The sequence below is a fragment of the Methylobacterium sp. XJLW genome, assembly GCF_003254375.1.
GTDB lineage: Bacteria > Pseudomonadota > Alphaproteobacteria > Rhizobiales > Beijerinckiaceae > Methylobacterium > Methylobacterium fujisawaense.
This window is the reverse complement of record NZ_CP016429.1, coordinates 2,607,264-2,633,429: the sequence shown is the minus strand read 5'-3', so window position 1 is coordinate 2,633,429 and position 26,166 is coordinate 2,607,264. Positions and strand designations below refer to the sequence as shown.

22 protein-coding genes and 1 pseudogene are annotated in these 26,166 nt (G+C 71.7%); 12 read left to right on the top strand and 11 right to left on the bottom strand.

Annotation, left to right across the window (positions count from 1 at the left end):
• Positions 1-25 precede the first annotated feature (25 nt).
• Positions 26-1,135 carry an alanine racemase gene (gene alr / locus A3862_RS12200; RefSeq protein WP_100794008.1) on the top strand — a complete coding sequence of 370 codons (1,110 nt, stop codon included), beginning with the start codon at positions 26-28 and terminating at the stop codon, positions 1,133-1,135.
• A gap of 46 nt (positions 1,136-1,181) precedes the next feature.
• Positions 1,182-2,618, top strand: a complete 1,437-nt coding sequence (gene radA, locus A3862_RS12195; protein ID WP_043385270.1) for a DNA repair protein RadA — start codon at positions 1,182-1,184, stop codon at positions 2,616-2,618.
• Positions 2,619-2,726: 108 nt separating this feature from the next.
• On the opposite strand, the gene moaA is transcribed toward radA, so the two are convergent.
• Positions 2,727-3,779: a GTP 3',8-cyclase MoaA gene (gene moaA / locus A3862_RS12190; protein WP_043357795.1), complete on the bottom strand. Its 1,053-nt coding sequence runs from the start codon at positions 3,777-3,779 to the stop codon at positions 2,727-2,729.
• Between the two features lie 81 nt (positions 3,780-3,860).
• Here moaA and A3862_RS12185 point away from each other — a divergent pair, with 81 nt between their 5' ends.
• Positions 3,861-4,283: a gamma-butyrobetaine hydroxylase-like domain-containing protein gene (locus A3862_RS12185; RefSeq protein ID WP_043357798.1), complete on the top strand. Its 423-nt coding sequence runs from the start codon at positions 3,861-3,863 to the stop codon at positions 4,281-4,283.
• A 202-nt stretch (positions 4,284-4,485) separates the two neighbouring features.
• Positions 4,486-4,812: a cupin domain-containing protein gene (locus A3862_RS12180; protein WP_043759164.1), complete on the top strand. Its 327-nt coding sequence runs from the start codon at positions 4,486-4,488 to the stop codon at positions 4,810-4,812.
• Positions 4,813-4,864: 52 nt separating this feature from the next.
• Here the strand turns inward: A3862_RS12180 and A3862_RS12175 are convergent, their stop codons facing one another.
• A complete protein-coding gene (locus A3862_RS12175; protein WP_043385259.1) occupies positions 4,865-5,530 on the bottom strand; it encodes a L,D-transpeptidase in 666 nt (221 codons plus the stop codon).
• A gap of 411 nt (positions 5,531-5,941) precedes the next feature.
• Entirely contained in the window at positions 5,942-7,870 is a 1,929-nt protein-coding gene (gene mdoH, locus A3862_RS12170) for a glucans biosynthesis glucosyltransferase MdoH (RefSeq protein WP_043759167.1), read from the bottom strand.
• 271 nt (positions 7,871-8,141) lie between these two features.
• Here mdoH and A3862_RS12165 point away from each other — a divergent pair, with 271 nt between their 5' ends.
• Complete coding sequence (locus A3862_RS12165) at positions 8,142-9,656, top strand: glucan biosynthesis protein (RefSeq protein ID WP_043759168.1); 1,515 nt, start codon at positions 8,142-8,144, stop codon at positions 9,654-9,656.
• A 99-nt stretch (positions 9,657-9,755) separates the two neighbouring features.
• Here A3862_RS12165 and A3862_RS12160 read toward each other — a convergent pair whose 3' ends face one another.
• Together A3862_RS12160 and zwf are read right to left on the bottom strand one after the other, a co-directional pair.
• A complete protein-coding gene (locus tag A3862_RS12160; protein WP_043357814.1) occupies positions 9,756-9,956 on the bottom strand; it encodes a hypothetical protein in 201 nt (66 codons plus the stop codon).
• A gap of 121 nt (positions 9,957-10,077) precedes the next feature.
• Positions 10,078-11,550 (bottom strand): glucose-6-phosphate dehydrogenase, encoded by a 1,473-nt coding sequence (gene zwf, locus A3862_RS12155; RefSeq protein ID WP_043357817.1) that lies wholly within the window; start codon positions 11,548-11,550, stop codon positions 10,078-10,080.
• A gap of 219 nt (positions 11,551-11,769) precedes the next feature.
• Between zwf and A3862_RS12150 the strand changes: the two are divergent.
• A pseudogene (locus A3862_RS12150) lies at positions 11,770-12,058 on the top strand (GIY-YIG nuclease family protein).
• Positions 12,059-12,208: 150 nt separating this feature from the next.
• Here the strand turns inward: A3862_RS12150 and A3862_RS12145 are convergent.
• Positions 12,209-13,051 carry an SDR family NAD(P)-dependent oxidoreductase gene (locus tag A3862_RS12145; RefSeq protein ID WP_043759169.1) on the bottom strand — a complete coding sequence of 281 codons (843 nt, stop codon included), beginning with the start codon at positions 13,049-13,051 and terminating at the stop codon, positions 12,209-12,211.
• 153 nt (positions 13,052-13,204) lie between these two features.
• On the opposite strand from A3862_RS12145, the gene A3862_RS12140 reads away from it, so the two are divergent.
• Positions 13,205-14,383 carry an endo-1,4-beta-xylanase gene (locus A3862_RS12140; protein ID WP_043759171.1) on the top strand — a complete coding sequence of 393 codons (1,179 nt, stop codon included), beginning with the start codon at positions 13,205-13,207 and terminating at the stop codon, positions 14,381-14,383.
• Here A3862_RS12140 and A3862_RS12135 read toward each other — a convergent pair.
• On the bottom strand, positions 14,370-15,488 hold the full coding sequence (locus A3862_RS12135; RefSeq protein ID WP_043385243.1) for an acyltransferase family protein: 1,119 nt from the start codon (positions 15,486-15,488) through the stop codon (positions 14,370-14,372). The genes A3862_RS12140 and A3862_RS12135 overlap by 14 nt on opposite strands.
• 213 nt (positions 15,489-15,701) lie before the next feature.
• Between A3862_RS12135 and A3862_RS12130 the strand changes: the two genes are divergently transcribed.
• Both A3862_RS12130 and A3862_RS12125 read left to right on the top strand, forming a co-directional pair.
• Positions 15,702-17,519 (top strand): L,D-transpeptidase family protein, encoded by a 1,818-nt coding sequence (locus A3862_RS12130; protein ID WP_111473619.1) that lies wholly within the window; start codon positions 15,702-15,704, stop codon positions 17,517-17,519.
• Between the two features lie 136 nt (positions 17,520-17,655).
• Positions 17,656-18,189, top strand: coding sequence for a Dps family protein (locus A3862_RS12125; RefSeq protein WP_043385237.1), 534 nt, complete (start codon positions 17,656-17,658; stop codon positions 18,187-18,189).
• Between the two features lie 57 nt (positions 18,190-18,246).
• Here A3862_RS12125 and A3862_RS12120 read toward each other — a convergent pair whose 3' ends face one another.
• On the bottom strand, positions 18,247-20,922 hold the full coding sequence (locus A3862_RS12120) for a bifunctional acetate--CoA ligase family protein/GNAT family N-acetyltransferase (RefSeq protein ID WP_043759175.1): 2,676 nt from the start codon (positions 20,920-20,922) through the stop codon (positions 18,247-18,249).
• Between the two features lie 406 nt (positions 20,923-21,328).
• Between A3862_RS12120 and A3862_RS12115 the strand changes: the two genes are divergently transcribed.
• Together A3862_RS12115 and A3862_RS12110 are read left to right on the top strand one after the other, a co-directional pair.
• Positions 21,329-21,742, top strand: coding sequence for a MucR family transcriptional regulator (locus tag A3862_RS12115; protein ID WP_043357841.1), 414 nt, complete (start codon positions 21,329-21,331; stop codon positions 21,740-21,742).
• A gap of 98 nt (positions 21,743-21,840) precedes the next feature.
• Positions 21,841-22,599, top strand: a complete 759-nt coding sequence (locus tag A3862_RS12110; protein ID WP_043759177.1) for a restriction endonuclease — start codon at positions 21,841-21,843, stop codon at positions 22,597-22,599.
• A gap of 6 nt (positions 22,600-22,605) precedes the next feature.
• Here the strand turns inward: A3862_RS12110 and A3862_RS12105 are convergent, their stop codons facing one another.
• A complete protein-coding gene (locus A3862_RS12105) occupies positions 22,606-23,247 on the bottom strand; it encodes a DedA family protein (protein WP_043385228.1) in 642 nt (213 codons plus the stop codon).
• 92 nt (positions 23,248-23,339) lie between these two features.
• A complete protein-coding gene (locus tag A3862_RS12100; protein ID WP_043357846.1) occupies positions 23,340-23,819 on the bottom strand; it encodes a peroxiredoxin in 480 nt (159 codons plus the stop codon).
• A 501-nt stretch (positions 23,820-24,320) separates the two neighbouring features.
• On the opposite strand from A3862_RS12100, the gene A3862_RS12095 reads away from it, so the two are divergent.
• On the top strand, positions 24,321-24,866 hold the full coding sequence (locus A3862_RS12095) for a YqgE/AlgH family protein (RefSeq protein WP_236953005.1): 546 nt from the start codon (positions 24,321-24,323) through the stop codon (positions 24,864-24,866).
• Positions 24,867-25,061: 195 nt separating this feature from the next.
• On the opposite strand, the gene A3862_RS12090 is transcribed toward A3862_RS12095, so the two are convergent.
• The gene (locus A3862_RS12090; protein WP_043385225.1) at positions 25,062-26,045 is read right to left on the bottom strand and encodes a hypothetical protein; all 984 of its coding nucleotides are present in this window, start codon (positions 26,043-26,045) and stop codon (positions 25,062-25,064) included.
• Positions 26,046-26,166 lie beyond the last annotated feature (121 nt).

Sequence of the window (26,166 nt, the reverse complement as noted above, 5' to 3'; positions counted from 1 at the left end):
CTTCCGGAGCCCCGGTGGCGAATGGATGGAGGCGGTCTGCGTGGCCGAGGCCGGACCTGTGACGGAGATCGGCGCCCACGGCGCCCGGCTCACGATCGACCTCGGGGCGATCGTGGCCAACTGGCGGTTCCTGGCGGCCCGCGGCGCGGGCGCCGACTGCGCCGCCGTGGTGAAGGCCGACGCCTACGGCTGCGGCATCGGTCGCGTCGGGCCGGCCCTGTGGGCCGCCGGCTGCCGGACCTTCTTCGTCGCCCATCTGTCGGAGGGGGTCGCGGCCCGTGCCGCCCTGCCCGAGGCGGCGATCTACATCCTGAACGGTCTGCCACCGGGCGCCGCGGAAGCCTTCGCGGCGCACGAGCTGCGCCCGGTGCTGGGCAGCATCGCGGAGTTGTCGGACTGGGCGGCGCTCTCGTCCGGCCGCCTGCCGGCGGCACTCCACGTCGATACCGGCATGAACCGTCTGGGCCTGCCCGTGCCGGAGGCGCTCGATCTCGCGGGCGATGGGCGGATCACCGCGGCCGGGATCGATCTTCTCCTCAGCCACTTCGTCAGCGCCGAGAAGCCGGAGGATCCGGTCAACGCCCGGCAGATCGCCGATTTCGCCCGCGTCCGGGCGGCGTATCCGCAACTCCGGGCCTCGCTGGCGAACTCGTCGGGCGTCTTCCTCGACGGGGCCCGGCACGATCTCCTGCGGCCGGGCTACGCCCTGTTCGGCGGCAACCCGATTCCGGGGGGCGCCAACCCGATGCGCCCGGTGGTGCGGCTGGAGGCGCTGATCGCACAGGTACGCGACGTCGCAGTCGGGGCGACCGCGGGCTATAACGGCCGCTGGACCGCGCCCCGGCCGAGCCGGCTCGCGACGCTCTCCCTCGGCTACGCCGACGGGTTCCCGCGGGCGGTCAGCGGGCGCGGGCAGGCGCTGGTTGGCGGCGTGCCCTGCCCGATCCTCGGCCTCGTCTCGATGGATCTCATCATCCTCGACGTCACTGCGGCGCCCGCCGCGACGCGCGGCGCAACCGCGGTGCTGATCGGCGACATCCTCGACATCGACGCGGTCGGGCGCTCTGCCGGCACGATCGGCTACGAGATCCTGACCGGGCTGGGTTCTCGTTATGTTCGAGATTATGTAGGCTGACGCACCTCCCCGCTGATCCGCCGGACCGACGGCGCCCCGGATTCGAATGGCCAAGATCCATCAGACCTTCGTCTGCCAGTCCTGCGGGGCGGTCTACAACCGCTGGCGCGGGCGCTGCGAGGCCTGCAACGGCTGGAACACGATCGTCGAGGAGGCGCCTTCGGCTCCCGGGCAGTCGGGTCCCGCCGCGACAAGGCCGTCGCGCAACCGCGGCCGGGTCTTCCCGCTGGAGGGGCTGACCGGCGAGGCCAAGGAGGCGCCGCGCATCCCCTCGGGGATCGGCGAGCTCGACCGGGTCACCGGCGGCGGCTTCGTGCGCGGCTCGGTGATCCTGCTCGGCGGCGATCCCGGCATCGGCAAGTCGACCCTGCTGATGCAGGCCTCCGCCGCCATGGCCGGGACCGGTGAGCGGGTCGCCTACATCTCGGGCGAGGAGGCGGTGGGACAGGTGCGCCTGCGGGCGGAGCGGCTGGGGCTCAGCGCGCTCCCCGTGCAGCTCGCCGCCGAGACCAATGTCGAGGACATCGTCGAGACCCTGAGCCAGGGCCGGCCGCCGGCCCTGGCGATCATCGACTCGATACAGACCATGTGGACCGAGACGGTGGAATCGGCCCCCGGCACGGTGACCCAGGTGCGCTCCTCGGCCCAGGCGCTGATCCGCTTCGCCAAGACCACCGGCACGGCGGTGATCCTGGTGGGCCACGTCACCAAGGATGGCCAGATCGCCGGCCCCCGGGTGGTGGAGCACATGGTCGACGCAGTCGCGTCCTTCGAGGGCGACCAGGGCCACCATTTCCGGATCCTGCGCGCCGTGAAGAACCGGTTCGGGCCCACCGACGAGATCGGCGTGTTCGAGATGACCGACGCGGGCCTCAGCGAGGTACCGAACCCGTCCGCCCTGTTCCTCGCGGGCCGCGACCATCAGGCGGCCGGCACCGCGGTCTTCGCCGGGATGGAAGGGACGCGGCCGCTGTTGGTGGAGATCCAGGCGCTGGTGGCGCCATCGTCACTCGGTATGCCCCGGCGCGCCGTGGTCGGCTGGGACCCGAACCGGCTGTCGATGGTGCTCGCCGTGCTGGAGGCCCATGGCGGCATCCGGCTCGGGAGCCACGACGTCTACCTGAACGTGGCGGGGGGCCTGCGCATCACCGAGCCCGCGGCGGATCTGGCGGTGGCGGCCGCCCTGGTCTCCTCCCTGTCGGGGGCGGTGCTGCCGCCGGAGACTGTGTATTTCGGCGAGATCGGCCTGTCGGGGGCGATCCGGCCGGTGGCCCAGGCCGGATCCCGGCTCAAGGAGGCCCAGAAGCTTGGCTTCGCCAAGGCCTTGATCCCGCAGGGCCGGGGCGAGGGCGAGAAGGCGCTGTCGGTGGAGACGCTGCGCCACATCGCCGATCTGGTGGCGGGGATCAGCGCGGGCGCGCCGCGGAAGGGCTCCGGGCAGCGCGGGCGGCAACAGGCACGCTACGCCGACGAGGAAATGTGAGGTCGCCGAACGACGGCCTGCGCCGGCAGGCTCCACACCGTTCGAGGGACGAGCGCGGGTTCCCTGTCCCACACGGGAGAGGGCGCGCGTGGCGCCGGGGCTAGTCTGTCAGCCGCCCGTCACGCTCATGTGCCGCGGCACGGCGGCCGGGCGCTGGCGCTCGATGACGAAGTCGTGGCCCTTGGGCTTGCGGGTGATCGCCTCGACCACGGCCGCGGCCAGCACCGCATCGTCCTGGGAGGCGCGCAGCACCGCCCGCAGATCGGCCGAATCCTCCTGACCGAGGCACATGTAGAGCTGGCCGGTGCAGGTCAGGCGCACCCGGTTGCAGCTCTCGCAGAAATTATGGGTCAGCGGCGTGATGAAGCCGAGCTTCCCGCCGGTCTCCTCGACGCGCACGTAACGCGCCGGGCCGCCGGTGCGGTCGGGCAGCGGCGTGAGGGTGTAGCGGGTCTCCAGGCGCTGCCGGGCCACCGACAGGGGCAGGAACTGGTCGGTCCGGTCCGCCTCGATCTCGCCGAGCGGCATGACCTCGATCAGCGTCATGTCCATGCCGAGGCCGTGCGCCCAGGCGATCATGTCGGGGATCTCGTCGGCGTTGACGTCGCGCAGCGCCACCGCGTTGATCTTGACCTTCATCCCGGCGGCCCGCGCCGCCGCGATGCCGTCGAGCACCACCGCGAGATCGCCCCGGCGGGTGATCTCCCGGAACTTGTCGGGGTCGAGGGTGTCCAGCGAGACGTTGATCCGGCGCACGCCGAGGCTCGCCAGCTCGTCCGCGTAGCGCGTGAGCTGCGTGCCGTTGGTGGTCAGCGTCAGCTCCTCCAGCGCGCCGGAATCGAGGTGGCGCGAGAGGCGGCGGAACAGGTGCATGATGTCGCGCCGCACCAGCGGCTCGCCGCCGGTGATCCGGAGCTTGCGGACGCCCCGGGCGATGAACACGCCGCAGAGCCGGTCCAGTTCCTCCAGGGTCAGCAGATCGCGCTTGGGCAGGAACTGCATGTGCTCGGACATGCAGTAGGCGCAGCGCAGATCGCAGCGATCCGTCACCGAGATGCGCAGATACGAGATCGCCCGCTGGAACGGGTCGATCAGCGGGGCGGGCCCGGCGGGCACGCCGACCGCGGACGTCTGCGGCGTCAGGGAGCTGTCATCGAGCATCGTCCGGCATATGATGTCCCGGACGGTCGCGGGCAAGCAGGTCCCGCGCCGCAGCCCCAGATTGCGTGAGGAGTGTGACCCGTGAGCGAGGATCTGTGGCCGACCGAGATCCGCCTGTCGGCCGATCGGCGGGTGCTCAACGTCGCCTTCGAGGACGGGGCGCGCTTCGCCCTGCCGGCCGAGTACCTGCGCGTGTCGAGCCCCTCGGCCGAGGTGCAGGGCCACTCGCCGCTGGAGCGCAAGGTGATCGGCGGCAAGCGGTCCGTGGCGATCCTGGCGGTGGAGCCGATCGGCAACTACGCGGTCAAGCTCGGCTTCGACGACATGCACGACACCGGCATCTACGGCTGGGGCTACCTCCACACCCTCGGCCGCGAGTACGAGACGCGCTGGACAACCTATCTCGGCGAACTCGCCGAGCGCGGCCTCGACCGCGACACGGCGCGGCAGGCTTCGGTCAAGTCCGGCGGGGGCTGCGGCTCGGGTTCGTGCGGGTGCCATTGAGGGCCGCGGCGGACGCTGCTCGCCGCACCGTTTCCGGCGCGGGATGCCGCGACGACCGGCCGCCGCGGCTCGGCGGCTGAAGCCGCGCCACCCTGGGGCGTCGCGCCGCGTGCGCGAGGACGGCGTGGGTCACTGCGCCGCCCGGTAGGCCGAAGCCTTGCATCGCCATGACGGCACACCGACCGCTTCCCTTGGAGCCGCCATGGCCTTCGCCTGCACCATCCCAGCCGTCCCGACCGTCCAGCAGGACGACGCCACCGTGCGCATCACCCGCTGGGACTTCCCGCCGGGCGCCGTGACCGGCTGGCACGAGCACGGCTGGCCCTACTTCGTGGTGATGCTGATGGATGGGATCCTGCGCGTCCACGACGGCGCGGCGGTGAGCGAGACCGCGCTCGCGGCCGGCCAATCCTACATGCGCCCGGCCGGCATCCGGCACGACGTGATGAACGGCTCGGACCACCCGATCGCCTTCGTGGAGATCGAGGTGAAGCGCCCGGACGCGCTGGTGACCCTGCCGGGCGCCTGAACGCGAAAGGGCCGACCTGTGACGGCCGGCCCCTCCCAAAGGTCCGAACGCCTCAGCGCTGGACGATGACCTTCGTGCCGACCTTGGCGCGGGTGTAGAGGTCCGTCACGTCGTCGTTGGTCATGCGGATGCAGCCCGACGAGACGGCGGTGCCGATGGTCTCCGGCTCATTGGAGCCGTGGATCCGGTAGATCGAGCCGCCGAGATACATGGCGCGGGCGCCCAGCGGGTTCTCGAGGCCGCCCTTCATGTAGCGCGGCAGGTCGGGCCGGCGCTTCAGCATGGTCGACGGCGGGCGCCAATCCGGCCACTCGCGCTTCATCGTGATGGTCTGCACGCCACCCCAGGTGAAGCCCGGCCGGCCGACGCCGACGCCGTAACGCAGGGCCTGACCGCCGCCCAGCACGTAGTAGAGCCGGCGCTCGGCAGTGGAGACGACGATCGTGCCGGCGCCGTAGGGGCCGTTATAGGCCACCGTCTCGCGCGGGATCGCCGACATCTGCGGGACCGCGGCGTCGGCGTTCAGCGGGTCGGCGGGGTTGAGCGAGGCGTTCGCCACCGGCACCGCAACCGTCTCGACGGCCTGCGGGCGCACGCGCACGGTGAGCGCGTCGTTCAGGGGCTGGCGGGTCAGCGGGTCGATCTCGTAGGCCAGAACCGGCGCGGCGGAGGCGGCCACGCCGAAAAGCCCGATCAGGGCGGGGAGAAAACGACGCATCAAAGCCTCTCGGGGCAGGCGCGGACTATGGCGGGAACGCGGCGAATACCGGGGCACGATGCCGTGCCGATCCTCGCCAAGGGGTAAACGCTCGCGCCTCGAATCCAAGCCTGAAACCGCCCCGCCCGGGCGGTTCCGCCCGCCCGTGACTCGATGGCAACACTGTGGCAGCTTGGCCGTAGCCCCGGGATGAATGCCGACGGTCCCGGCGTCCGGTGCCTTCGCCCCGCCGGCGAAGGCTTGCTCGCATCCCGTCTCCGGTCGATGGCGCCGGCACCACCGTCCTTGCGCGCCGAGAGAAGCAATCTCGTGCGCGTGGCAGGTCCTGCTGTCCCACGCTCCTGGGGCGCTTCGCTGCGCGCGACGACGGCGAGGGCCGGCTCGACCGACGGCCCGCGACCGGCGCCCGGATCAGGCCTCGTCAGTGGCGAGCCAGATGGCCGGCTCGCGGGGGACCGTCCGGAGCGGAGCCGGTGCGGAGGGCAGGCCGCGGAGCTGGGCGAGTTCGGCGAGCTCCGGCGCCTGCGCGGTGTCGTCGGCGTTCAGGAACAGGCCGCGCGCCCGGGCGGCGCGGCCGAGATCGGCCCGGCTCGTCCAGACGCTCTGGGCCGGGCTCGTGAGGAGCGCCAGGGCCAGCGGCGCCATCCAGAGGGCGAGCCACGCGTTCCCGACGAGGAGCAGCGCGAAGACCATCAGCCCGCCGACCACCACGGCGTCCGCCTGGAGCCGGAAGGCCTCCGCCCAGGACAGTTGCCGATCGTCGCGATCCTGCGTCTCCCAGCGCACCACCCGGCCAAAGAAGGTCGAGACCACGGCCCCGGCGGTGAACAGGGTCAGGACCGGCCACAGGAACACCCACGCCGCCTGCTCCAGGGCGGCGCTCGCGAGCAGCGCCCGGGTGCCGCCGAAGGCCGCCCGGCGCTCCGGCGATGCCAGGACATGGACGAGGCTGAGGAGCTTCGGCAGGGCCAGGATTGCGAGGCTGAGGGCGGCCAGAGCGTGGGCGGCCGCGCCCTGCCCGGTCAGCCCGTAGGCCAGGAGGCCGAGATCGCCGGTCCGGGCGGCCTGCCACGCGGCGAGGCCGAGGAAGGCGATCCAGAGCGGCAGCATCCCGTAGGAGAGGATCCCGACCAGGAGATGCCAGCGGCTCGCCGCGTGCAGGCCCGCCCAGGGCAGCACGCGCAGGTGCTGGAGATTGCCCTGGCACCAGCGGCGCTCGCGGCCGAGCAGGTCGATGAGGTTGGTGGGCATCTCCTCCCAGGTGCCGCCCATCTCGGGCAGGAGCCGCACCTCCCAACCGGCGCGGACCATCAGCGCGCCCTCGACGATGTCGTGGCACAGGATCTCGCCGCCCAGCGGCTCCCGGCCCGGGAGCTTCGGGAGCTGCGCATTCTCCGCGAAGGCCTCGATCCGCAGGATCGCGTTGTGGCCCCAGTAGCTGCCCTCCGGCCCCTGCCAGGTCTCCAGGCAGCGCAAGGCCAGCGGCGCGTAGAGGCGGACGGCGAATTGCTGGATGCGGGCGAAGAGCGTGTCGCGACCGGCCGCGTAGGAGACGGTCTGGATCAGGCCGGTGCGGGGGCTCGCCTGCATCAGCCCGACGAGCCGGGTCATGGCCGCGCCGGTCATCAGGCTGTCGGCATCCAGCACGATCATGAAGGTGTATTCGCCACCGTAGCTGCGGCAGAACTCGCCGATGTTGCCGGCCTTGCGGCCGACATTCTCCGTCCGGCGCCGGTAGCGGATCCGCGGCAGGGCCGGATCCTGTGCCGCCCAGGCCTGGATGCGCGCGAATTCGTGCTCCTCCACGGCGGCGATCGCCCCGTCCCGCGTGTCGGAGAGGACGAAGATGTCGATACCCTGCGCGTCGGTACGGGCCAGCGAGCGGGCCATCACCCGCAGGCGGGCGAACACCGCGACCGCGTCCTCGGCGTGGATCGCCACCACGGCGGCGGTGCGTCCGGTCCCGGCCGGCCCGGCACCCGCCGCTTCGGAGCGGCGCTCCAGCGCGGATTTCGCCCGGTCGCCCAGGAGGGAAGCGACGAACCCGTAGACGTACTGGCAGGCGACGAAGGCCTGCCAGCCCATCACGAGGCCGAACAGAACCAGGACCGCCCAGGCAAGCGGGCTGACGCCCGCCGGATAGGCGAGCGCGGCGAGCCACACGAGACCGCCGGCGGTGCCGAGGCTCGGGACGGCCAGGGCCAGGCGCCGGGCGCGCAGGGCGCCGCGGCCCGCGCCGGTCCAGACCTCGCGACAGGATGCGGCGTCCGACGGATCGGGTATGGCGGGATCCGCGTTCCGGTGCGACCGCTCGGCGGAGGAGGTGACGCGTGAGGACATGGCGCGAGGAACTCGACCGTGGAAGGCTGCCGGCCGCCCGGCCGTCGGAGGCCGGGAACCGATGACCGTGGATACCGATGTGCGGGGTGAGGACACGGAGCCGACCCGGCAGCACAGACCGCCGGAAGCCGAACGGATCAATCCCCCCTCCCGACGCCGCGTTCTTCGAACAGCTCTGGCCGCGGCTGCCGGCACGGTTCTACCTAGCGCGGCTGATCTGAATGGGTCCAGAACGTGGGCCGGGCCGGCGCTTCCGCCGCAGGGGGGCGCAATGACCTTCGAAACCCTGTCGGCGGAGGCGGCACGCCTCGCCGCGGCCCCCTATGCCGCCCCGCCCGAGGATCTTCCGCCGGCGCTCGCCGCCCTCGACTACGACGGCTACCGCGCCATCACCTTCCGTCCGGCCGAGAGCCTGCACCTCGGCGACCATTTCAGCGCCCAGCTGTTCCACCGCGGCTTCCTGCAGCGCAAGCGCGTGGCGCTCTACCTCCAGCCGCGGCGCGGGCCGGCGCGCCCGATCCCCTACGAGACCCGCCTGTTCGATCTTGGCCGGCGGCTCGCCGGCCAGAGCTTCGCGCCGGATCTCGGCTTCGCGGGCTTCCGCCTGCACTACGCCTTCCCGGACACGCCGGCGTGGCGACCGAAGGGCTTCCAGGAAGAGTTTCTCGTCTTCCTGGGGGCCTCCTATTTCCGCCTGCGCGCGGCCCATCAGGAATACGGGCTCTCGGCCCGGGGGCTCGCCATCGGCACGGGCGCGCCGGAGGGCGAGGAATTTCCCGACTTCGTCGCCCACTGGATCTGCGAACCGGAACCGGAAGCCCGCACTCTGACGGTGCTCTCGCTGCTCGACAGCCCGAGCGTGGCCGGCGCCTTCCGGTTCGCCATCAGCCCCGGAGACCCGGCGCGGATCGCCGTCACCGCGGCGCTCCATCCACGCCGGTCGATCGCGAAGCTCGGGCTGGCCCCCCTCACCAGCATGTTCCTGTACGGGCAGAACGGGCCCGGGGCGCGGGGGGCCAAGCCGTTCGACGACTTCCGGCCGCAGGTCCACGATTCCGACGGCCTCTGCGTCGCGGCCGGGGCCGACCCGGCGCGGGTCGACCGGATCTGGCGGCCCCTGGTCAACGGGCGCAAGCAGCCGCAGATCTCCGCCTTCGCGGCCCGGCCGCTCGCCGGCTTCGGGCTGCTGCAGCGGGAGCGGACCTTCGCGGCCTATCTCGACGTCGAGGCGCGTCACGAGGCGCGGCCGGGCCTGTGGGTGGCCCCGGATCCCGCCGGGGGCGCCTTCGCGAACGGCGCCGTGCAGCTCTTCGAGATCCCGTCGGGCGAAGAGTACATGGACAACATCGTGGCGGCCTTCGTGCCCGCGGCGCCGGCGCAGCCCGGCGCGCCGCTGCATCTCGCCTACGGCCTGACCACGGTGGGGGCGGAGCCCGTGCCGGCGATCCCGGACGCCGCCCTCGCCCGGGTGACCTCGACGCGATTCGGGTCCGCGGAACGCCTGCGCCCCATCACCCCGCCGAGCCCGCAGCGGCGGCTCTGCGTGATCGATTTCGAGGGTCCGGGCCTGCCGAAATCTGCCGACGAGGCGGTCACCGCCGAGGTCTCGGCCAGTGCCGGCACGATGCACGAGCCGGTGGCCAACTTCGTGCCGCAGACCGGCGGCTGGCGGATCTATGTCGAGTGGCGCCCGCCGGAACCGATGCCGGCGGGCGACGTCGTGCTGCGCGCCCGGCTGGTCCGCGGGACGACGCCCCTCAGCGAGACCTGGGACGCCGCCCTGTAACCCCGTGATCGCGCGCGACGCGAAGCGACCCGGGGCAGCGCGATGTCGGGTCTCGCCGCTCCGAGCGGGGCGCGGCGAGACGGTTCGGGCGGCGAACGCTCAGGCGGTCCGGCGCTCCTGCTCCAGGCGGCGGGCCAGGCGGGTGGCGCCGTAGACCTCGCTCAGGCGGCGACGGGCGGCGGAGACCGGCGGGGCCTGCCGCTCGACATGGGCGGCGGCGATGACGCGCAGGGCGGCGGCGACCGAACGCTCCAGGCGACGCTCGGCCTGAGCGGCCGCGTCGTGATGATTGTCCAGCATTGATGATCCCTCGTGCTGCGCCGTATCCGCCCTCTCGCGGGGCGGTATCCGACAGCGCAGACAGATTTCACATCTGGCTTGACCGTATCAAGGCAGCTTGGCCGTAAGCCGAAGACCGTCGTTACCGCAGTTCCTCGTGCCAGGTCCGGCCGTCGCGCTCGATCAGCGCGATGGCGGCGGTCGGCCCCCAGCTCCCAGCCGGGTAGGGCCGCGGCGCCTCGGGCCGGTCGGCCCAGGCCTTGAGCACGCCGTCCGCCCAGGCCCAGGCGGCCTCGACCTCGTCGCGGCGCATGAACAGGGTGGCGTTGCCGCGGACCACGTCCATCAGCAGGCGCTCGTAGGCGTCGGGATAGCGCTGCTTGAAGGTCTCCTCGAAGGAGATGTCGAGATCGGTGGGACGCAGGCGCAGGCCGCCGGGGCCCGGATCCTTGGTCATCACCTCGAGCTTCATGCCCTCCTGCGGCTGCAGGCGGATCACGAGGCGGTTCGGCTCGCGGCCGAAGGCCTCCTCGGGGAAGATCGAGAACGGCGAGGCGCGGAATTGCACCACGATCTCCGAGAGCTTCCGGGGCAGGCGCTTGCCGGTGCGCAGGTAGAACGGCACGCCGGCCCAGCGGCCGGACTGGATCTCGACCTTCATGGCGACGAAGGTCTCGGTCCGGCTCTCGTGGCCGAGCTCGGAGAGGTAGCCCTCGACGGGCTTGCCGTCGACGGCGCCCGCCACGTACTGGCCGCGCACCGTCACGCTCTGGATATCGTGCGTGGTGATCGGCTTGAGGGCGCGGAGCACCTTCAATTTCTCGTCGCGGACCGAGTTCGCCTCGAGGTTGAGCGGGCTCTCCATGGCGGTGAGGCACAGGAGCTGCAGGATGTGGTTCTGCAGCATGTCGCGCATCGCGCCCGACGTGTCGTAGTAGCCGGCCCGGCCCTCGACCCCCACCGTCTCGGCGACCGTGATCTGGACGTGGTCGATCACGTCCGAGGTCCAAAGCCGCTCGAAGATCGTGTTGGCGAAGCGGAGCGAGAGCAGGTTCTGGACCGTCTCCTTGCCGAGATAGTGGTCGATCCGGAAGATCTGCGATTCGGGGAAGACCTCGCCGACCGCGTCGTTGATCGCCCGGGCCGATTTCAGGTCCTTGCCGATCGGCTTCTCCAGCACGACGCGGGACTTCTCGCCGACGAGCCCGTGGGCGGCGAGGTTGCGGCAGATCGAGCCGTAGAGGTCGGGCGAGGTGGCGAGGTAGTAGGGCCGGACCTGGTCGGGCCGCTCGTCGAGCTTGGCCACGAGGTCCGTCCAGCCGCTGTCGCCGGCGCCGTCGACCGCGACGTAGTCGACGTGGTCGAGGAAGCGATGGAGCATGTCTTCCGACAGGTCGGCGGCGGGGACGAAACGCTTCAGGGCGTCGCGGGCATGCTCGCGGAAGGCGTCGAGGGACAATTCCGAGCGCGAGGCACCGATGATCCGGCTCGTCTCCGGGATCTGCCCGTCCCGGAAGCGGTAGAACAGGGCCGGCAGAAGCTTTCGCGCGGTCAGATCGCCGGTCGCGCCGAACACGACGCAGTCGAAGGAGGCGACGGGAATGATCGTGGCCAAGTGCGGCTCCCGGTTGTCGTGCGCTGGTCTCGTGCGGCGGCTGCGTCGCACTGACCTAGCCCGTGTGCAAGGGCTTCGCCAGACTCGGGGCGCGGACCAGCGCTGCCCGGGCCGGGGCGCAGCCGCGACAGCTTTGGGCAACCCGATGACGTCACGCTCCGTCTTTGCGAGCACGGCGAAGCAACCCAGGGCCGCGCGCCGACGCCGAAAGGCAGCACGATGCGTGAGCCGGCCGTCTACATCATGGCGAGCCGCCGCAACGGGACGCTCTACACCGGCGTGACATCCAACCTCGCCCGGCGGGGTCTACGAGCATTGCGAGGCGCTGCTCCAGGGCTTCACCAGCCGCTACGATTGCAAGCGCCTCGTCTGGTATGAGCGCTATCCCACGATGAATGAGGCCATCACGCGCGAGAAGCAGATCAAGGCGGGCTCACGGAAGAAAAAGCTCGCGCTGATCGAGGCGATGAATCCGGATTGGAACGACCTGTATCCAGATCTCGCGTGAACAGGTCCGGCGTCGCGGCTCCCTGGATTGCTTCGCTGCGCTCGCAAGGACGGTGAACGCGGCAACCCGCGCGCAGCCAGGCGACGAGTCTCGCTCCCCCGTCTTTGCGAGCGAAGCGAAGTGACCCAGGGCCGAGCGAGGCCGTATGGGTCACCCCTCCATGTACCGCTTGAAGCCTTCGGAAAAATCCGGGTGCCAGCGCGACAGGGCGGGCCGGTTCTCGATGATGTCGCCCGCCGCCCAGGCGATCCGCTTCGCGTCCTGCGCCCGGGTGGTCTCGTTGTCGGGGCAGAGGATGTAGAAGTCGCCGGCGGCGAGCCGCTCCAGCATGAAGGCCACGGTCTCGTCGGTCGTCCAGGCTCCCGCGGGCTTCTCGGCGACGCCCCGGGCCTTGGTGAGGCCCGTATAGACGAAGCCCGGGATCAGCAGGTGGGCGGTGGTCCGGCATCCTTCGCGGTTGCGCAGCTCGTGGGCGAGCGCCTCGGTGACCGCCTTCACCCCCGCCTTCGAGACGTTGTAGGGCGCGTTGCCCGGCGGCGTGGTGATGCCCTGCTTCGAGCCGGTGACGATGATCGCCCCAGGCTTGCCGCCCGCGATCATGCCGGGCGCGAAGGCGTGGATGCCGTTGACCACGCCGCCGAGATTGGTGCCCAGGATCCGCGTCCAGGTGTCGGGGTCGGAGAACAGTTTCCCACCGGCCTCGATGCCGGCATTCAGCATCACCAGGGCCGGCGGCCCGGCCTTGGCGACGGCAGCCGCCAGGGCTTCCACCGCCCCGCGATCCGACACGTCGGTGGGTATGGCCCGGACCTCGACGGCGGCGAGTTCGGCCACGGCGGCGCGGGCCGCGTCCAGGGCCGGCCCCGGCAGGTCGGCGAGCCAGACGTTCATGCCGGCCCGCGCGAAGGCCTGCGCGGCGGCGCGCCCGATGCCGCTCGCAGCGCCGGTGACGACCGCGCTGCGGCCGGGGCTGATCGCGGGGTTCTGGCTCATGACGGATCCTCGGAGGCGTGGCGCCCTTCAGATGGGGCGAGCCGGACGGAAGGCGAGTTCGAGCCGGATCCCGCGACCCGGCAGAACCCGCGGATCGCCGCGGCGGCGGCTTCTGCTAGGGTGACCGGACACCCTTCGGAACGAAGCACCCGGATGCCCCCTCCCCCGAGCCGCCGGTCGATCCTCGCCGGTGCGGCCTCCCTCGGCCTCGCCCATGCGGCGCGTGCGGCCGGCCCGGCGGGGTTCGGTCCCCTCGGCCGTCCGTCCTGGTCGGGCGACAGCCTCCAGGCCGCGGCGGCCGCCAAGGGCCTGCTCTACGGCTGCGAGGTCCCGTTCCACCGCTTCGATTCGACGCCCGCCTACCGGCAGGCGGTGGCGCGGGAATGCGGCATCCTCGTCTGCGGCACCGAGATGAAGATGGAGGAGGTCCTGCCCGCGCCCGGCAAGACCGACTTCGCCCGCGGCGACGCGATCCTGCGCTTCGCGCGGGGAAACGGCCAGCGCATGCGCGGCCACACGCTCGTCTGGCACGCGGCGCTGCCGCCCTGGGTCGGCCCGCTGCTCGGCCGGGCGAGCGCCGTCCAGGCCGAGGATTTCATGCGGCGCTGGATCGAGACGGTGGCCGGCCACTACCGGGGCCAGATCGTCGCCTGGGACGTGGTCAACGAGATCTTCGGCAACGAGGCCGATCCCGACCGCGGCGGGGGCCTGCGCGACTCGCCCTGGCTCGCCGCGATCGGCCCCGGCTACGTCGACCTCGCGTTCCGGATCCTGCACGAGACCGACCCGGCGGCCGCCGGCACCTGGAACGAGGACGCGGTGGAGCAGGGTGTGCCCTGGATGGAGGCCAAGCGCACCAAGGTCCTGCGCCGCCTGGAGGGGATGCGGTCCCGCGGCGTGCCGATCCGGCGCTTCGGGCTTCAGTCGCACCTCACCAGCACGATCCCGATCGACCAGGGCCAGCTCCGGCGCTTCCTCCGGGAGATCGGCCAGATGGGGCTCGGCATCGCGATCACCGAACTCGACATCGACGACCGCGCCTTCCCGTCCGACGTGGCGACCCGCGACCGGAAGGTGGCCGATTACGCCCGGCGCTACCTCGACGTGGTGCTGGACGAGCCCGCCTGCCTCGACGTCCTGACCTGGGACATCTACGACCCCGACACGTGGCTGAACGACCATCCCTACCGCAAGCGGCCCGACGGCCTGCCGCAGCGGGCCCTGCCCCTCGACGCGCAGTTCCGGCGCAAGCCCCTGTGGCACGCCATGAAGGCGGCCTTCGAGGCCGCGCCGGATCACAAAGCCGCCCGCGAGACGCTCAGGCGGGTGTGACGCCGGCCCGGCGCCCGTCCTCGGCCAGGCTCGGCTCGGGCGGCCGGTCCGCGAGGAGCCGGCGACGAAGGCGCGCGCAGGGGCGCTCGACGACCGCGTACATCCCCCAGCACCACAGCAGCGTCACCGGGAAGGCCGCCAGCATCAGCCCGACGCCGTGCAGCCCGGGCCTCACGTGCAGCACCAGCGCCACCACGGTCATGTGTGCGAGGTAGAAGCTGTAGGACCACAGCCCGAGCTGGCGCATCGGCCGGCTGGCGAGCAGCCGGACCATAGGCCCCTCGCCGTGCAGCAGGTACGCGAAGGGCACGAACAGGGCGGCGCTCTGGAGCGTGTAGCGCAGGCTCTCCCGGAAGGCGGGCTCGCGGACCGCCAGGGTTCCGAGGATCACCGCGAGGCTGGCCGCGACGTGCCAGGCCGTGGGGCGCCACGCCCGGTCGGCCGGGACCACCGGGTTGTTCCACAACCCGAGGCAGCAGCCGAACAGGATCGCGTCGATCCGCGTGTGGGTCCAGCTGTAGTTCAGGCTGTAATCCGGCAGCCGCCAGACGTTCTCGCACCGGATCGCCAGCACCACCGCGCAGAGCCCCAGGCAGGCCAGAGCCGCACGGCGCGGCCGGAGGCGCCCGAGCCAGAGCACGAAGGCCAGCGGGAAGACGAGGTAGAAGTGCTCCTCGATGGCGAGGCTCCACAGCGGCACCGGCAGCACCGCCTCGGTGCCGAACAGGCCGGGATAGTTGGTCAGGAACGTCGCCTGTCCGAGGATCGCCGCCGGTTCGACGTGCATCCAGTCCAGCCATCCCGCCCCGTAGAGGGCGCCGGAGGCGAGCAGGGTCAGGTACATCGGGGGCAGGATGCGCAGGCTGCGCCGGAGGTAGAAGGCCGGGAGCGACACCGCGCCCGTCTGCGCCCGCTCGATTCGCAGGAGCGTGGTGATCAGGTAGCCGCTGAGGAAGAAGAAGACGGTGACGCCGAAGCCGCCCGGCACAACGTGGCTGTAGCCGCAATGGGCCGCGAACACGATCAGGATGGCGAGCGCCCGCACCCCGTCGAGCTGAGGCAGGTAGGGCATCGTCTTCGGGACCAGAAACCCGGAATCCGGCATGGCGGAGGTCGATCTCCTGTCGCGTCAGGGGCCCAGCATAAGCGCCCTTTCCGTGCGGACGGACATCCGCACGGCACGCTGAGCGGCTGGACCAGTGTCCGGATGGTGAATCCGGGACTCAAGGCCCCGGCAACACCGGAGGAGATTGGTAACCACGGCCGTCCATGATCCTGCCCGACCGCCCTGTCTCGGGCGCCGTCGGGAGTGTTGCGTATGGTCCCGGTCCCGCCCCGCCGTCACGCCCGCCCGCACGCCGCCCTGGGCGCGGGCCTGTCGCTGCTGGCGCTCCTCGGCGCACCAGCCGTGGCCCTGGCGCAGGGCGCCGGCGCGGTGCAGGGCAGCCCGGTGCCGCCGCTCGCCGTGCCGGTCGCGGTGCCGCCCGCCGCCACAGGGGAGGCCGCGAAGGGCCAGGAGCCCCGGATGCCGGAGGCGAAGGGTGAGGCGAAGGGCACGGCCGGCAAGGCGGCGGATGCCAAGCGCCCTGAAACCAAACCGGCCGAGGCCGCGCCGGAGCCTGTCCCGGTGCAGGGGAAGGCGCAGGATGCCAAGGCGCAGGATGCCAAATCCCCGGACAACAAGGCTCAGGACACCAAGTCGTCGGACAACAAGTCGTCGGACATCAAAACCCAGCAGGCCAAGCCTCAGGAGGCGGCCAAGAAATCCCGAGAGCCGGCCCCGCTGGTCTACGCCAAGGTCTCCACCGACCCGAACCCGACGCTGACCCCCCGGACGTTCCTCGACACCCTCCGGGCGGCCGAGCGGTACGCGGCCTTCGCGGAGGCCGGCGGCTGGGAGCGGCTGCCCGAGGACCTCGCGCGCCTCAAGCCCGGCGAACGCAATCCGGCGATCCCCGCCCTGCGCCACCATCTGACGCTGACCGGCGACCTGCCGGCGGATGCCCCGCCGAACGACCGCCTCGACCCGCCCCTGGTGGCGGCGATCGCGGCGTTCCAGGCGCGCCACGGCCTCCCCGACAGCGGCATACTTGGCCGGCTCACCATCAATGCGCTCAACGTGCCCGCTGCGGTGCGCCAGCGCCAGCTCGCCGCCTCCGCGGCCCGGTTGATGGGCTCGAAATTCCCGTTCGGCGACCGCTACGTCGTGGTCAACATCCCGTCCGCCGCCGTGGAGGCGGTGGAGAACGGCGCCGTTGCGCGCCGCTACGTCGCGGTGGTCGGCTCCCCCGACAAGGCGACGCCGCCGGTCGAGACGCGGATCACCGACATCAACTTCAACCCGACCTGGACCGTCCCGGCCTCGGTGGTGAAGAACGAGATCATCCCGCAGATGCGCAAGAATCCGGGCTATCTCGCCAAGAACCACATCCGGATCCTCGGCCCTTCGGGCGAGGTCGATCCGACCCGGATCGACTGGGCCGGCGAGAAGGCGGTCAATTACACGTTGCGGCAGGATTCCGGCTTCGACAATTCGCTGGGTCAGGTGCGGATCGACATGCCGAACCGCTTTGCCGTCTACATGCACGATACGCCGGCAAAATCGCTCTTCGCCGCCAGCGTGCGGTTCCACAGCCACGGCTGCGTCCGGGTGGGCCAGGTGAAGGAACTCGTCGGCTGGCTGCTCCAGGGCACGGACGGGCCCAACGGGCCGGGCACGAACTGGGGCCCGATCGAGATCGAAACCGGGATCGCCGATGGCGAGCGCCGCGACATCAAGCTCGCCAAGCCGGTCCCGGTCGTCTTCGTGTATCTCACCGGCTTCGCCACGCCGGACGGGAAGGCGCATTTCCGCGACGACATCTACGCCCTCGACACGCCGGCTCCGGAACCGGCCGCCACCGGCGCGATCCCCCCCGCAGCACCCCCGGGTGCGGACGCGGCCTCCACGAAGCCGGCCCCCGCCGGTGCCGCGCCGACCGCGCCCCGGCCCGGGGCCGTCCACGACGCGAAGCCGGCCCCGGCGCGGGCCGCTGCGACCAAGCCCGCCGCAGTCAAACCCACCCCCGCGAAGCCCGCGGTGGGCCGCTCGGCCGCCGAGCGCCATAGTTTGGAATCTGTCGAACCTATCCGCTAAGCCCAACCCAGCCATGCGATTCTCGGTCCAGCGGAACCTCCCGGCAGCCCCGTCATTGGCTCAGGGAACGCGCATCGGCCCGTTTTCAGCGAGACGGGGCGACGCGCCGAGCCACGGAATCAGACTGGAGACCACCATGGCCAAGGCCAAGCCGAGCAGCCGCATCGAGAGCGCGCGGCTGAACACCCCGACCGACCTCGATCCGAACGACGTGCGGACGATCGCCGAGGGCCTGACGATCCTGAGTTCGGACCTGTTCGCCCTCTACATCAAGACCAAGAACTTTCACTGGCACATGAGCGGACCCCACTTCCGCGATTACCACCTCCTGTTGGATGAGCAGGCCGCTCAGATCTTCGAGATCATCGACGCCGTGAATGAGCGCGCCCGCAAGATCGGCGGCACGGTGCTGCGCTCGCTCGGCCAGGCCAAGAGCCTGACCCGCGTGGCCGACAACGATGCCGAGTATGTCTCGCCCCTCGACATGCTCAAGGAGCTGCGCGACGACAACAAGGCCCTCACCGCCAACATGCGCACGCTCCACGGCGTGACCGATGAGGCGGGCGACGTTGCGACGACCTCGCAGCTGGAGGAATGGATCGACCAGTCCGAGGAGCGCACGTGGTTCCTCTACGAGACCACCCGCAACGCGACCGACAGCGGCCACTGAGCCGCACAGTCCGGCATCGGCACGGCCGATGTCGGGTCCGGCCTCGTCGCGCCGCCGCTAACTGCCGGCGAGATCGAGGTGCACCTTCACGAGTCCCGGGTCGTCGGGATCCCGCCCCTGCGTGAACCCGAGGCGGCGGCACACCGCCAGCATCGGCCGGTTCTCGGCGAGCACCGTACCCTCGACCCGCCCGATGCCCTCGGACTGCGCCCAATCGATCATGAGGCGCATCAACGCGAAGGCGAGGCCGGTCCCCCGGGCATCGCGGCCGACCGCGATCGCGTACTCGCCGCTCTCGTGGTTGGCGTCGGCATGCAGCCGGACGGCGCCGAGCATGCGCTCGCCGCCGCCCGGTTCGATCTCCGTGGCCACGAAGGCGATGGCGCGGGCGTAGTCGAGCTGCGTCAGACGCGCCAGGAAGGCGTGGCTGAACTCGCGTACCGGGCCGAAGAACCGCAGCCGCAGATCCTCCGGGTCGAGTCCCTTAAAGAAGGTCAGGAACAGGTTCTCGTCCTCCGGGCGCACCGGCCGCACCCGCACCGTCCGGTCCTTGAGGTTGAGCGTCCGGACCCATTCGGCCGGGTAGGGCCGGATCGCGAAGCGCGGATGGCCGCGTCCGTCGGCTCCGCGCTCGGCGCGCCCGATCCGGACCCGCGCGTCGAGGGCGAGCACGCCGGTCTCGTCGGCCAGAAGCGGGTTGATGTCGAGTTCGCGCACCTGCGGCAGGTCGGCGGCGAGCTGGGACAGCTTCACCAGCGTCAGCGCGATCGCCCCGAGATCGGCGGCGGGCACGTCGCGGTAGGCTTCGAGGCGCCGCGCGACCCGGGTGCGGGCGATGAGGTCGCGCGCGAGGGTCAGGTCCAGCGGCGGCAGGCCGAGGGCGCGGTCGTCGATCACCTCCACGGCGGTGCCGCCCCGGCCGAAGACCACGACCGGGCCGAACACCGCGTCCTCGGCGAGCCCGGCGATCAGCTCGCGGCGCTGGCCGCGGCGGACCATCGGCTGCACGGCAAAACCGGTCACCCGGGCATCCGGCCGCTCCCGGCGCGCGCGGGCCAGGATGCTGCGGGCCGCGTCCGCCACGTCGGCCTCGCTGGTCAGGTCGAGATGGACGCCGCCGATGTCGGATTTGTGCACCACGTCCGGCGAGACGACCTTCAGCGCCACCGTACCGCCCGCCGCGATGATCGGCCACGCGGCCGCCGCCGCCGCGTCCTTGTCGGGCGCCAGCGTGATCGGCACGGTCGGAATCCCGTAGGCCTCCAAGAGGCCGTTGACCGCCACCGGGTCGAGCCAGGCAGCCCCCTGCTGCAGCGCCCCGGCGACGATCGAGCGGGCCCGCGCCGTGTCGGGGGAGAAGTCCCGCGGCAGCGAGTCCGGCGTGCGCATCAGATCGTCCTGCGCCTCGCGGTAGCGCACGAGGTGCAGGAAGCCCTCGATCGCCTCGGAATCGGTGGTGAAGTGCGGGATCCCGGCCTGCGCGAAGGTCTCGCGCCCCGCCTCCGCGTCGCCCAGCGAGACCGCGAAGACGGGCTTCTTGCGGGATTGGCCGGCCCGGGCGGTCTCGACCGTCTCGGCGATGGCACGCGCCACCGCGCCCGCCTCCGAACGAATCGTGGGCACGTGGATCGCCAGCACGGCGTCGCTCGTCCGATCGGTCAGCAGGGGTGCCAGCGCGGCGGAGAAGGCCGGCCCGGCGGCATCGATGCCGAGATCGAGAGGGTTGCCCGGCGCGCGGCCGTCCGCCTCGGCGGGCGCCGCCAGGGTCCCGGCCCGCTCGATCAGCCGATCCGCGGCGAGCAGCCCGATGCCGCGGCCGTTCGACACGATCGCCAGCCGGTGGCCCGGGAAGGGCCGCTGGCGCCCCAGGGTCTCCACAGCGGAGAACATCGCGTCGAGGTCCGGCACGGCCAGCAGGCCCGCCCGCCGGAACGCCGCCGCGTAGACCGCATCCGGACGGGCCAGGGCGCCGGTATGGGTGGCGGCGGCGCGCGTGTCCGGGCGGTGCCGGCCGGCCCGAAGCACCACGACGGGCTTGGCCCGCGCGGCGGCCCGGGCGGCCGACATGAAGCGGCGGGCATCCGCGACCCTGTCGAGGCAGAGCAGGATCGCGCGGGTGTGATAATCGGCAGCGAAGTGGTCGAGGCAATCGGCCACGCCGATATCGAGGACGCTGCCGAGCGAGAGAACCGCCGAGAAGCCGGTCCCGTGGCGGGCGCCCCAGGCGACGATGGCGGCCGCGACCGTGCCGGATTGCGAGACGAGGGCGAGGTCGCCGGACGCGGGGGCATGGGCGAACAGGCTGGCGTTGAGCTTGGCACCCGGCACCGCGAGGCCAGCGCTGTCGGGACCGAGCAGGCGCAGGCCGTGGGCGCGGGCGATCCGGTGGGCGACCGGGCCGGGATCGTCCGGCTCGGACCCGAGCCGGGCGGTGAGGATCACCGCCGCCCCGGCGCCGATCGCGGCGGCCTGCGCGACGACCTCGGGCACGCGCGGCGGCGGCACCGCGATCAGAACGAGATCGGGGGCGACGGGGAGATCCGCGACCCTGGGCACGCAGGGCAGCCCCTCGACCGTCGCCTGATCGGGCTGGACCGGCAGGATCGCGCCGGGAAAGCCCGCGGCGCGCAGGCTGTCGAACACGCTGCGCCCCAGTGAGCCCACGCGGGCGACCGCACCCACCAGGGCGACCGACCGGGGCGCCAGCAGTTTGTCGAACCGGTATGTGCTCATGACCGGCGGCTCACGGCGCCGCCGTCACGGGATGAGCTTCCGCAGGCCGTTCGTGCCGGCACGCATCTGGTCCCCCGCTTCGTCCGATCGGGCACGGCTCATGGAACGCCCACTGCCCCCCTCAGATGGCGCGATCCGGCGCGCCTGCAACGCCCGAGCGGCACGCGACATGGGGACACCGAACGATCGCCCCGACGGCATCGTTGGCGACGTCCTTTTGTCCAATATCCAGCGCGCTTTATCCACCCCAAGACGGCAGTTGTGGGCGTGTGTAGATTGGTCTTGCTATTAAATTCCCACCACCATAGTAACTGCTGCTTAACTACCCTGTATCGGGTTGAGCAGAGACAGATTCCGGCCGGCACCTCGGGTTGGCGGCGAGCCGGGATCGACAGGAGGTTATGGGATGGACGCCACGGGTGAAGGGCAACCGGACTATCTCGCGCTGTCCGTCGACATCGTGTCGGCCTTCGTGAGCAACAATCCGGTGCCTGCGCCGGAGCTGCCCGGGCTCATCGCGGCCATCCACGCGACGCTGCACGGTCTCGGCGAGCCGGCCATCACGCCGACGGAGGAATTGCGGCCGGCCGTGCCGGTCCGGCGCTCGGTCCAGCCCGACTTCATCGTGTGTCTGGAGGACGGCAAGAAGTTCAAGTCGCTCAAGCGCCATCTGCGCACGCACTACAACCTCACGCCCGAGGAATACCGGACGAAATGGGGCCTTCCGCCCGATTATCCGATGGTGGCGCCGAACTACGCCGCGGCGCGCTCCAGTCTCGCCAAGAGCATGGGCCTCGGCCACCAGCGGCGGAAGGGCTGAGAACGCGCCGACCGCGTCCACAGCTTTCGGATCCGGGTTAGGCATCGGGCAAGCCAAGCTTGCGAGGGTCAGGGGCCCGTCAGCGCCTCAGAGACCCGATGCCCGGCAAGCCCAATCCCGTTGCCCGCCTGTTCTGGACGGCCGTGATCGGCCTTCCGTTCGGGCTCTGGTACGGCCCGCCGGCCCTGGCCGCGACGGGCCTGGCCCTCGTCCTGGTCCTGCTCCGGCATCTCGGGCGCAAGCGCCGCTTCCGTGCCCGGGTGCGGCGGATCGCCCGGGCGCATGCCGACACGCTGGCGCTGCGGCGGCGTCAGGAGAGTTACTGCGATCCTTACGGCAACTGGATCGAGGACGGCTGGCTGCGCGAGCGGGACTACTTTCTCGACCGGACCGTCCTGCCGCAGCTCGGCCCCCGCTTCGCCGACCTCGCCGAGGTGGAGCACGAGCGGATGCTGGCGATCATCGAGGCCGAGGCGGCGGCCGTCGCCCTCCCGGAGGAGGACGAGGCGCCGGGGGACGGGCTGGACTACGAGCGCTACTGCGCCGAGCGCCTGACCCGGGCGGGCTGGCGGACGCACCGGACGCCGGCGAGCGGCGACCAGGGCGCCGACATCGTCGCGGTGCAGGACGGCCTGCGCCTCGTGGTGCAATGCAAGCGGCTGAGCAAGCCCGTCGGCAACGCCGCCGTGCAGGAAGCGGCGGCGGCGCTGCGCTACTGGGACGGGGACCGGGCCGCCGTGGTCTCCAATGCCGGCTTCACCCCGGCCGCGCGCCGGCTCGCCACGGCGACCGGCGTGCTCCTGATGCATCACGAGGCGCTGGACACCCTCGACGCGCACGATCTCGCGGAGGCGTGACGGTCGTCAGGCAAGCGGCCCGGGGATGGCGGTCTCCGCCTCGCTGAGCAGCCGCGCCTCGTGCCGACGCACGAACAGCCAGAGGGCCAGGCCTCCGAACACCACGAGCGCCAGCAGGGTCAGGCCGACCGGGCCGACGATGTGCTCGATCTGGCGCCCGCAATAGTAGGAGCCGATCCCCATGCTGCCGGCCCAGACGACGCCGCCGAGGGCGTTGAAGGCGAAGAAGCGCCGGGCATCCAGACGGTTGACCCCGGCGAGGACGGCCGCGTAGGCGCGCAGCATCGCGGTGAAGCGGCCGAAGAACACGATCTTGCCGCCGTGCCGGCGGAACAGATACTGGCCGAGCTTGAGCCGCCCGTGATCGAGGGCGATGAGGTGACCGTAGCGCAGGAGCAGCGGCATGCCCCAGCGCCGCCCCGCCCAATAGCCGACATTGTCGCCCAGGATCGCCGCCGCCGCGGCCGCGGCGATCACCAGGCCGATATTCAAATTGCCGGTGCTGCCCGCATAGACGGCGGCCGAGATCAGCACCGTCTCGCCGGGGCATGGCACGCCGGCGCTCTCGAGGGTGATGATCACGAAGATCGCGATGTATCCGTAATTCGCGATCAGCTCGGCGATGGGCAGATCGTTCAGGAAGGCCATGCGGTCCTCGGGGCCGGTCTCCGGGCAAAGCCCGGCGACACAAGCGGATGGATCGTGGCCTTAAAAGGGCCGATCCGCGGAGCGCGGCGCGGTCAGAGGACCTTCAGCAGGGCCTCGGCGCCCGAGGCCTCCGCCTTCGAGGGCGTCTCCTCGACGTTGAGGATCCGGACGACGCCGTCCTCGACCAGCATCGAGTAGCGCTTCGAGCGCATCCCGAGGCCGAAACCCGTGCCGTCCATCTCGAGGCCGATGGCCTTGGCGAAATCGGCGTTGCCGTCGGCCAGGAATTCCAGCCCTTCCGCGCCGCTCGCCTTCGACCACGCGTCGAGCACGAACACGTCGTTGACGCTCGTCACCGCAATGGCATCGACGCCGCGTCCGAGGATCTCGTCCTTGTGGGTGACGAAGCCCGGCAGGTGGTTGCGGTGGCAGCTGGGGGTGAACGCGCCCGGCACGCCGATCAGGACCACGCGCCGGCCCTTGAACACGTCGTCGGTGGTGCGCGCGATCGGGCCCTCGGGGCCGATCACCCGGAAGGTGGCCTGGGGCAGGTGGTCGCCGACCTGGATCATCGCGGGTCCCTCGTTGTCGCGCGCTGGGATGGCGCGCGTGAGCAGCGCGCCTGACCTAGCGTGGCAGGGGATGCCTGTCGAGGATGCGGCCCAGTCCGGCTTGAACCACACGCACGGGCCGAGGCGCTTGATGCCGAGGCGCTTGATCTTGTGAGACCGCTCGATCCGCGCCCTCTGCTCCCCAACGTCGAGAGCGGGAGAGGGCACGACACCCGCCGTGACCATCGGGCCGCGGCCGCAACCGCGCCGGCCGCGACCCGGACCGTCCTCGGCATTGCGGGACACGGATTGCGACGCGCACAAGCTTGGGGGAGGCTTGCTGCGTCCCTATTGCCCGCTGGACAACCAGGAGACGGGGCGTAGCATGGACGCATGGCGCACCCTCCGCACCGCAGGCCCGATCCCCCGTCGGCAGCGTCTTCGCTGGCCGGCAAGGCCGCGTCGCCGCTTCAGACGGAGCTGTCGGGTCCGAACTTCCTCGACGGGCAATTCCTCGTGGCCATGCCCGGCATGGCCGACGAGCGCTTCGCCCGTTCGGTGATCTATGTCTGCGCCCATTCCGCCGACGGGGCGATGGGCATCATCGTCAACAAGGCGGCGACCGACATCAGCATGCCGGACCTCTTGGTCCAGCTCGACGTGGCGCCCGAGGCGGATGCGATTCGCCTGCGCGAGCGGGTCGGCCACATGCCGGTCCTGATGGGCGGTCCGGTGGAAGGACGGCGCGGCTTCGTGCTCCACAGCGACGATTTCCACATCCAGCAATCGACGCTGATCATCGACGACGGCATCTGCCTGACCGCAACCGTGGAGATCCTCCGCGCCATCGCCAGCGGCGAGGGGCCGGCGAGCGCCGTGCTGGCGTTGGGCTATGCCGGCTGGCAGGCGGGGCAGCTGGAGAGCGAGATCATGGCCAATGGCTGGCTCAACTGCCCGGCCGACCCGGCCCTGATCTTCAACGCCGACCTCGACGCCAAGTACGACCTCGCCCTGCGGGCCAACGGCATCGACCCGGCGATGCTGTCGATGACCGCCGGCCGGGCCTGATCGGCACCGACTTCGGAGATTTGCGGCGCCCCGGTGCTTGCGAGCGGGGCAATCCCGCCGGCCCAGGCTGTCCGGTCTGAGGCTGTCTGGTCGCAGGCTGTCCGGCCTCCTGCCGCCCTGAGCCGCTGCCCAGCGTTCGCGATGACGCGGGCGTCAGAGCGCCGGGCCGACGGACCCGGCGCGCCGCACTTCCACCTATTCCGGAAGCACGTCGCCGCCGCCGGCCGCGTCCGGGTTCATGCCTTCGACGGCGGGCTTGGGACGCGGCCTGCGCGGCGCGACGGCGGCCGTGGGCGTCGCCGTGTTGGCGCCAAGCCGGGTCGCCAGGGCCAGGGCGCGGTTCTCCGTCACCCGCAGGTGGCAGAACCCGTGTGTGCCCTCCCGCGCATAGGTGCGGCAGAGCTGCTCCCGGTCCGACGAGAAGGCCGCCTGCTCGCTGACGATCGGCCGCACGTCCTCGCGCCGGGCGCGCTGGGTCATCAGCTTGTAATTGTCCCGAACGGCCTTGTCGGCGACGCCCCGGGCGGTGTCGAACTCGCCGGCCCGCGGGATCAGGGTGGCGGCGGCCGGCCCCCAGAGGCCCACCGGCGTCGTGGCGCAATCCGCCGCCGAGAAGGTACAGATCGGGCCCGCACCGAGGCTCGAGACCAGGACGCCGCCCTCGGTCACGTCGAAGCGCAGCGGGCACTCGGCCCCGGCCGCCTCGAAGCGCGGCACGCCCTCGGGCTTGCCCTCGGCGCTGAGCGTCACCGGGTTGCCGCCGGCGAGGGGAACCGTGCAGGATTCCGCCGGCTGCGAGATCTTGGTCCCCGGCAGCTTGATCCGTGCCGTGACGGCGGTGCCGGACCGTTCCAGCTTCAGGGTTCCGGACAGGCCGTTGAGCTGCAGATCCTGGCCGATCACGCCGTCCTCGGAGGGCGTCTTCAGAACGATCGGGCGGGCCGGCGCAGGGGCGGGCCGGGGCGCCTCAGGGGCCGCGGGCGGACCCGGCTCGCCCGGCGCGGCCGGAGCCGGCGGCGCCTCCGGGAGGCCGCGGGGCGGCACCGGCGGCCGCTCCGGCTTGATGCCGAACAGGCGCTCGAAGAAATTCTGGGCCTGCGCCGGAGGGGCGGCGAGCATCCCGGGCGCCGCGACGGCGACCGCCAGGATCGGAAGCAGGAGACTGCGGATCGGGCGCATCGGACTCTACGACGGGGACACGAAGTGGCGGGGCCACGCGCAACCCCTTGTCGAAGCGTTAACACGGCGTCGATGGCGCCGACGTGGCAGCGAAGCAACAAAATGCAGTCACGCCGCCGGG

What these genes read in the sequence shown, in the direction of transcription:
- A3862_RS12095 (WP_236953005.1), top strand. Translation starts at nt 24,321, where the DNA reads ATGCCCGGCATGGCCGACGAGCGCTTCGCCCGTTCGGTGATCTATGTC.
- A3862_RS12100 (WP_043357846.1), bottom strand. Translation starts at nt 23,819, where the DNA reads ATGATCCAGGTCGGCGACCACCTGCCCCAGGCCACCTTCCGGGTGATC.
- A3862_RS12125 (WP_043385237.1), top strand. Translation starts at nt 17,656, where the DNA reads ATGGCCAAGGCCAAGCCGAGCAGCCGCATCGAGAGCGCGCGGCTGAAC.
- A3862_RS12135 (WP_043385243.1), bottom strand. Translation starts at nt 15,488, where the DNA reads ATGCCGGATTCCGGGTTTCTGGTCCCGAAGACGATGCCCTACCTGCCT.
- A3862_RS12110 (WP_043759177.1), top strand. Translation starts at nt 21,841, where the DNA reads ATGCCCGGCAAGCCCAATCCCGTTGCCCGCCTGTTCTGGACGGCCGTG.
- A3862_RS12175 (WP_043385259.1), bottom strand. Translation starts at nt 5,530, where the DNA reads ATGCGTCGTTTTCTCCCCGCCCTGATCGGGCTTTTCGGCGTGGCCGCC.
- A3862_RS12140 (WP_043759171.1), top strand. Translation starts at nt 13,205, where the DNA reads ATGCCCCCTCCCCCGAGCCGCCGGTCGATCCTCGCCGGTGCGGCCTCC.
- A3862_RS12130 (WP_111473619.1), top strand. Translation starts at nt 15,702, where the DNA reads ATGGTCCCGGTCCCGCCCCGCCGTCACGCCCGCCCGCACGCCGCCCTG.
- alr (WP_100794008.1), top strand. Translation starts at nt 26, where the DNA reads ATGGAGGCGGTCTGCGTGGCCGAGGCCGGACCTGTGACGGAGATCGGC.
- A3862_RS12165 (WP_043759168.1), top strand. Translation starts at nt 8,142, where the DNA reads ATGACCTTCGAAACCCTGTCGGCGGAGGCGGCACGCCTCGCCGCGGCC.
- A3862_RS12160 (WP_043357814.1), bottom strand. Translation starts at nt 9,956, where the DNA reads ATGCTGGACAATCATCACGACGCGGCCGCTCAGGCCGAGCGTCGCCTG.
- A3862_RS12120 (WP_043759175.1), bottom strand. Translation starts at nt 20,922, where the DNA reads ATGAGCACATACCGGTTCGACAAACTGCTGGCGCCCCGGTCGGTCGCC.
- A3862_RS12090 (WP_043385225.1), bottom strand. Translation starts at nt 26,045, where the DNA reads ATGCGCCCGATCCGCAGTCTCCTGCTTCCGATCCTGGCGGTCGCCGTC.
- A3862_RS12105 (WP_043385228.1), bottom strand. Translation starts at nt 23,247, where the DNA reads ATGGCCTTCCTGAACGATCTGCCCATCGCCGAGCTGATCGCGAATTAC.
- A3862_RS12115 (WP_043357841.1), top strand. Translation starts at nt 21,329, where the DNA reads ATGGACGCCACGGGTGAAGGGCAACCGGACTATCTCGCGCTGTCCGTC.
- mdoH (WP_043759167.1), bottom strand. Translation starts at nt 7,870, where the DNA reads ATGTCCTCACGCGTCACCTCCTCCGCCGAGCGGTCGCACCGGAACGCG.
- radA (WP_043385270.1), top strand. Translation starts at nt 1,182, where the DNA reads ATGGCCAAGATCCATCAGACCTTCGTCTGCCAGTCCTGCGGGGCGGTC.
- A3862_RS12145 (WP_043759169.1), bottom strand. Translation starts at nt 13,051, where the DNA reads ATGAGCCAGAACCCCGCGATCAGCCCCGGCCGCAGCGCGGTCGTCACC.
- A3862_RS12180 (WP_043759164.1), top strand. Translation starts at nt 4,486, where the DNA reads ATGGCCTTCGCCTGCACCATCCCAGCCGTCCCGACCGTCCAGCAGGAC.
- moaA (WP_043357795.1), bottom strand. Translation starts at nt 3,779, where the DNA reads ATGCTCGATGACAGCTCCCTGACGCCGCAGACGTCCGCGGTCGGCGTG.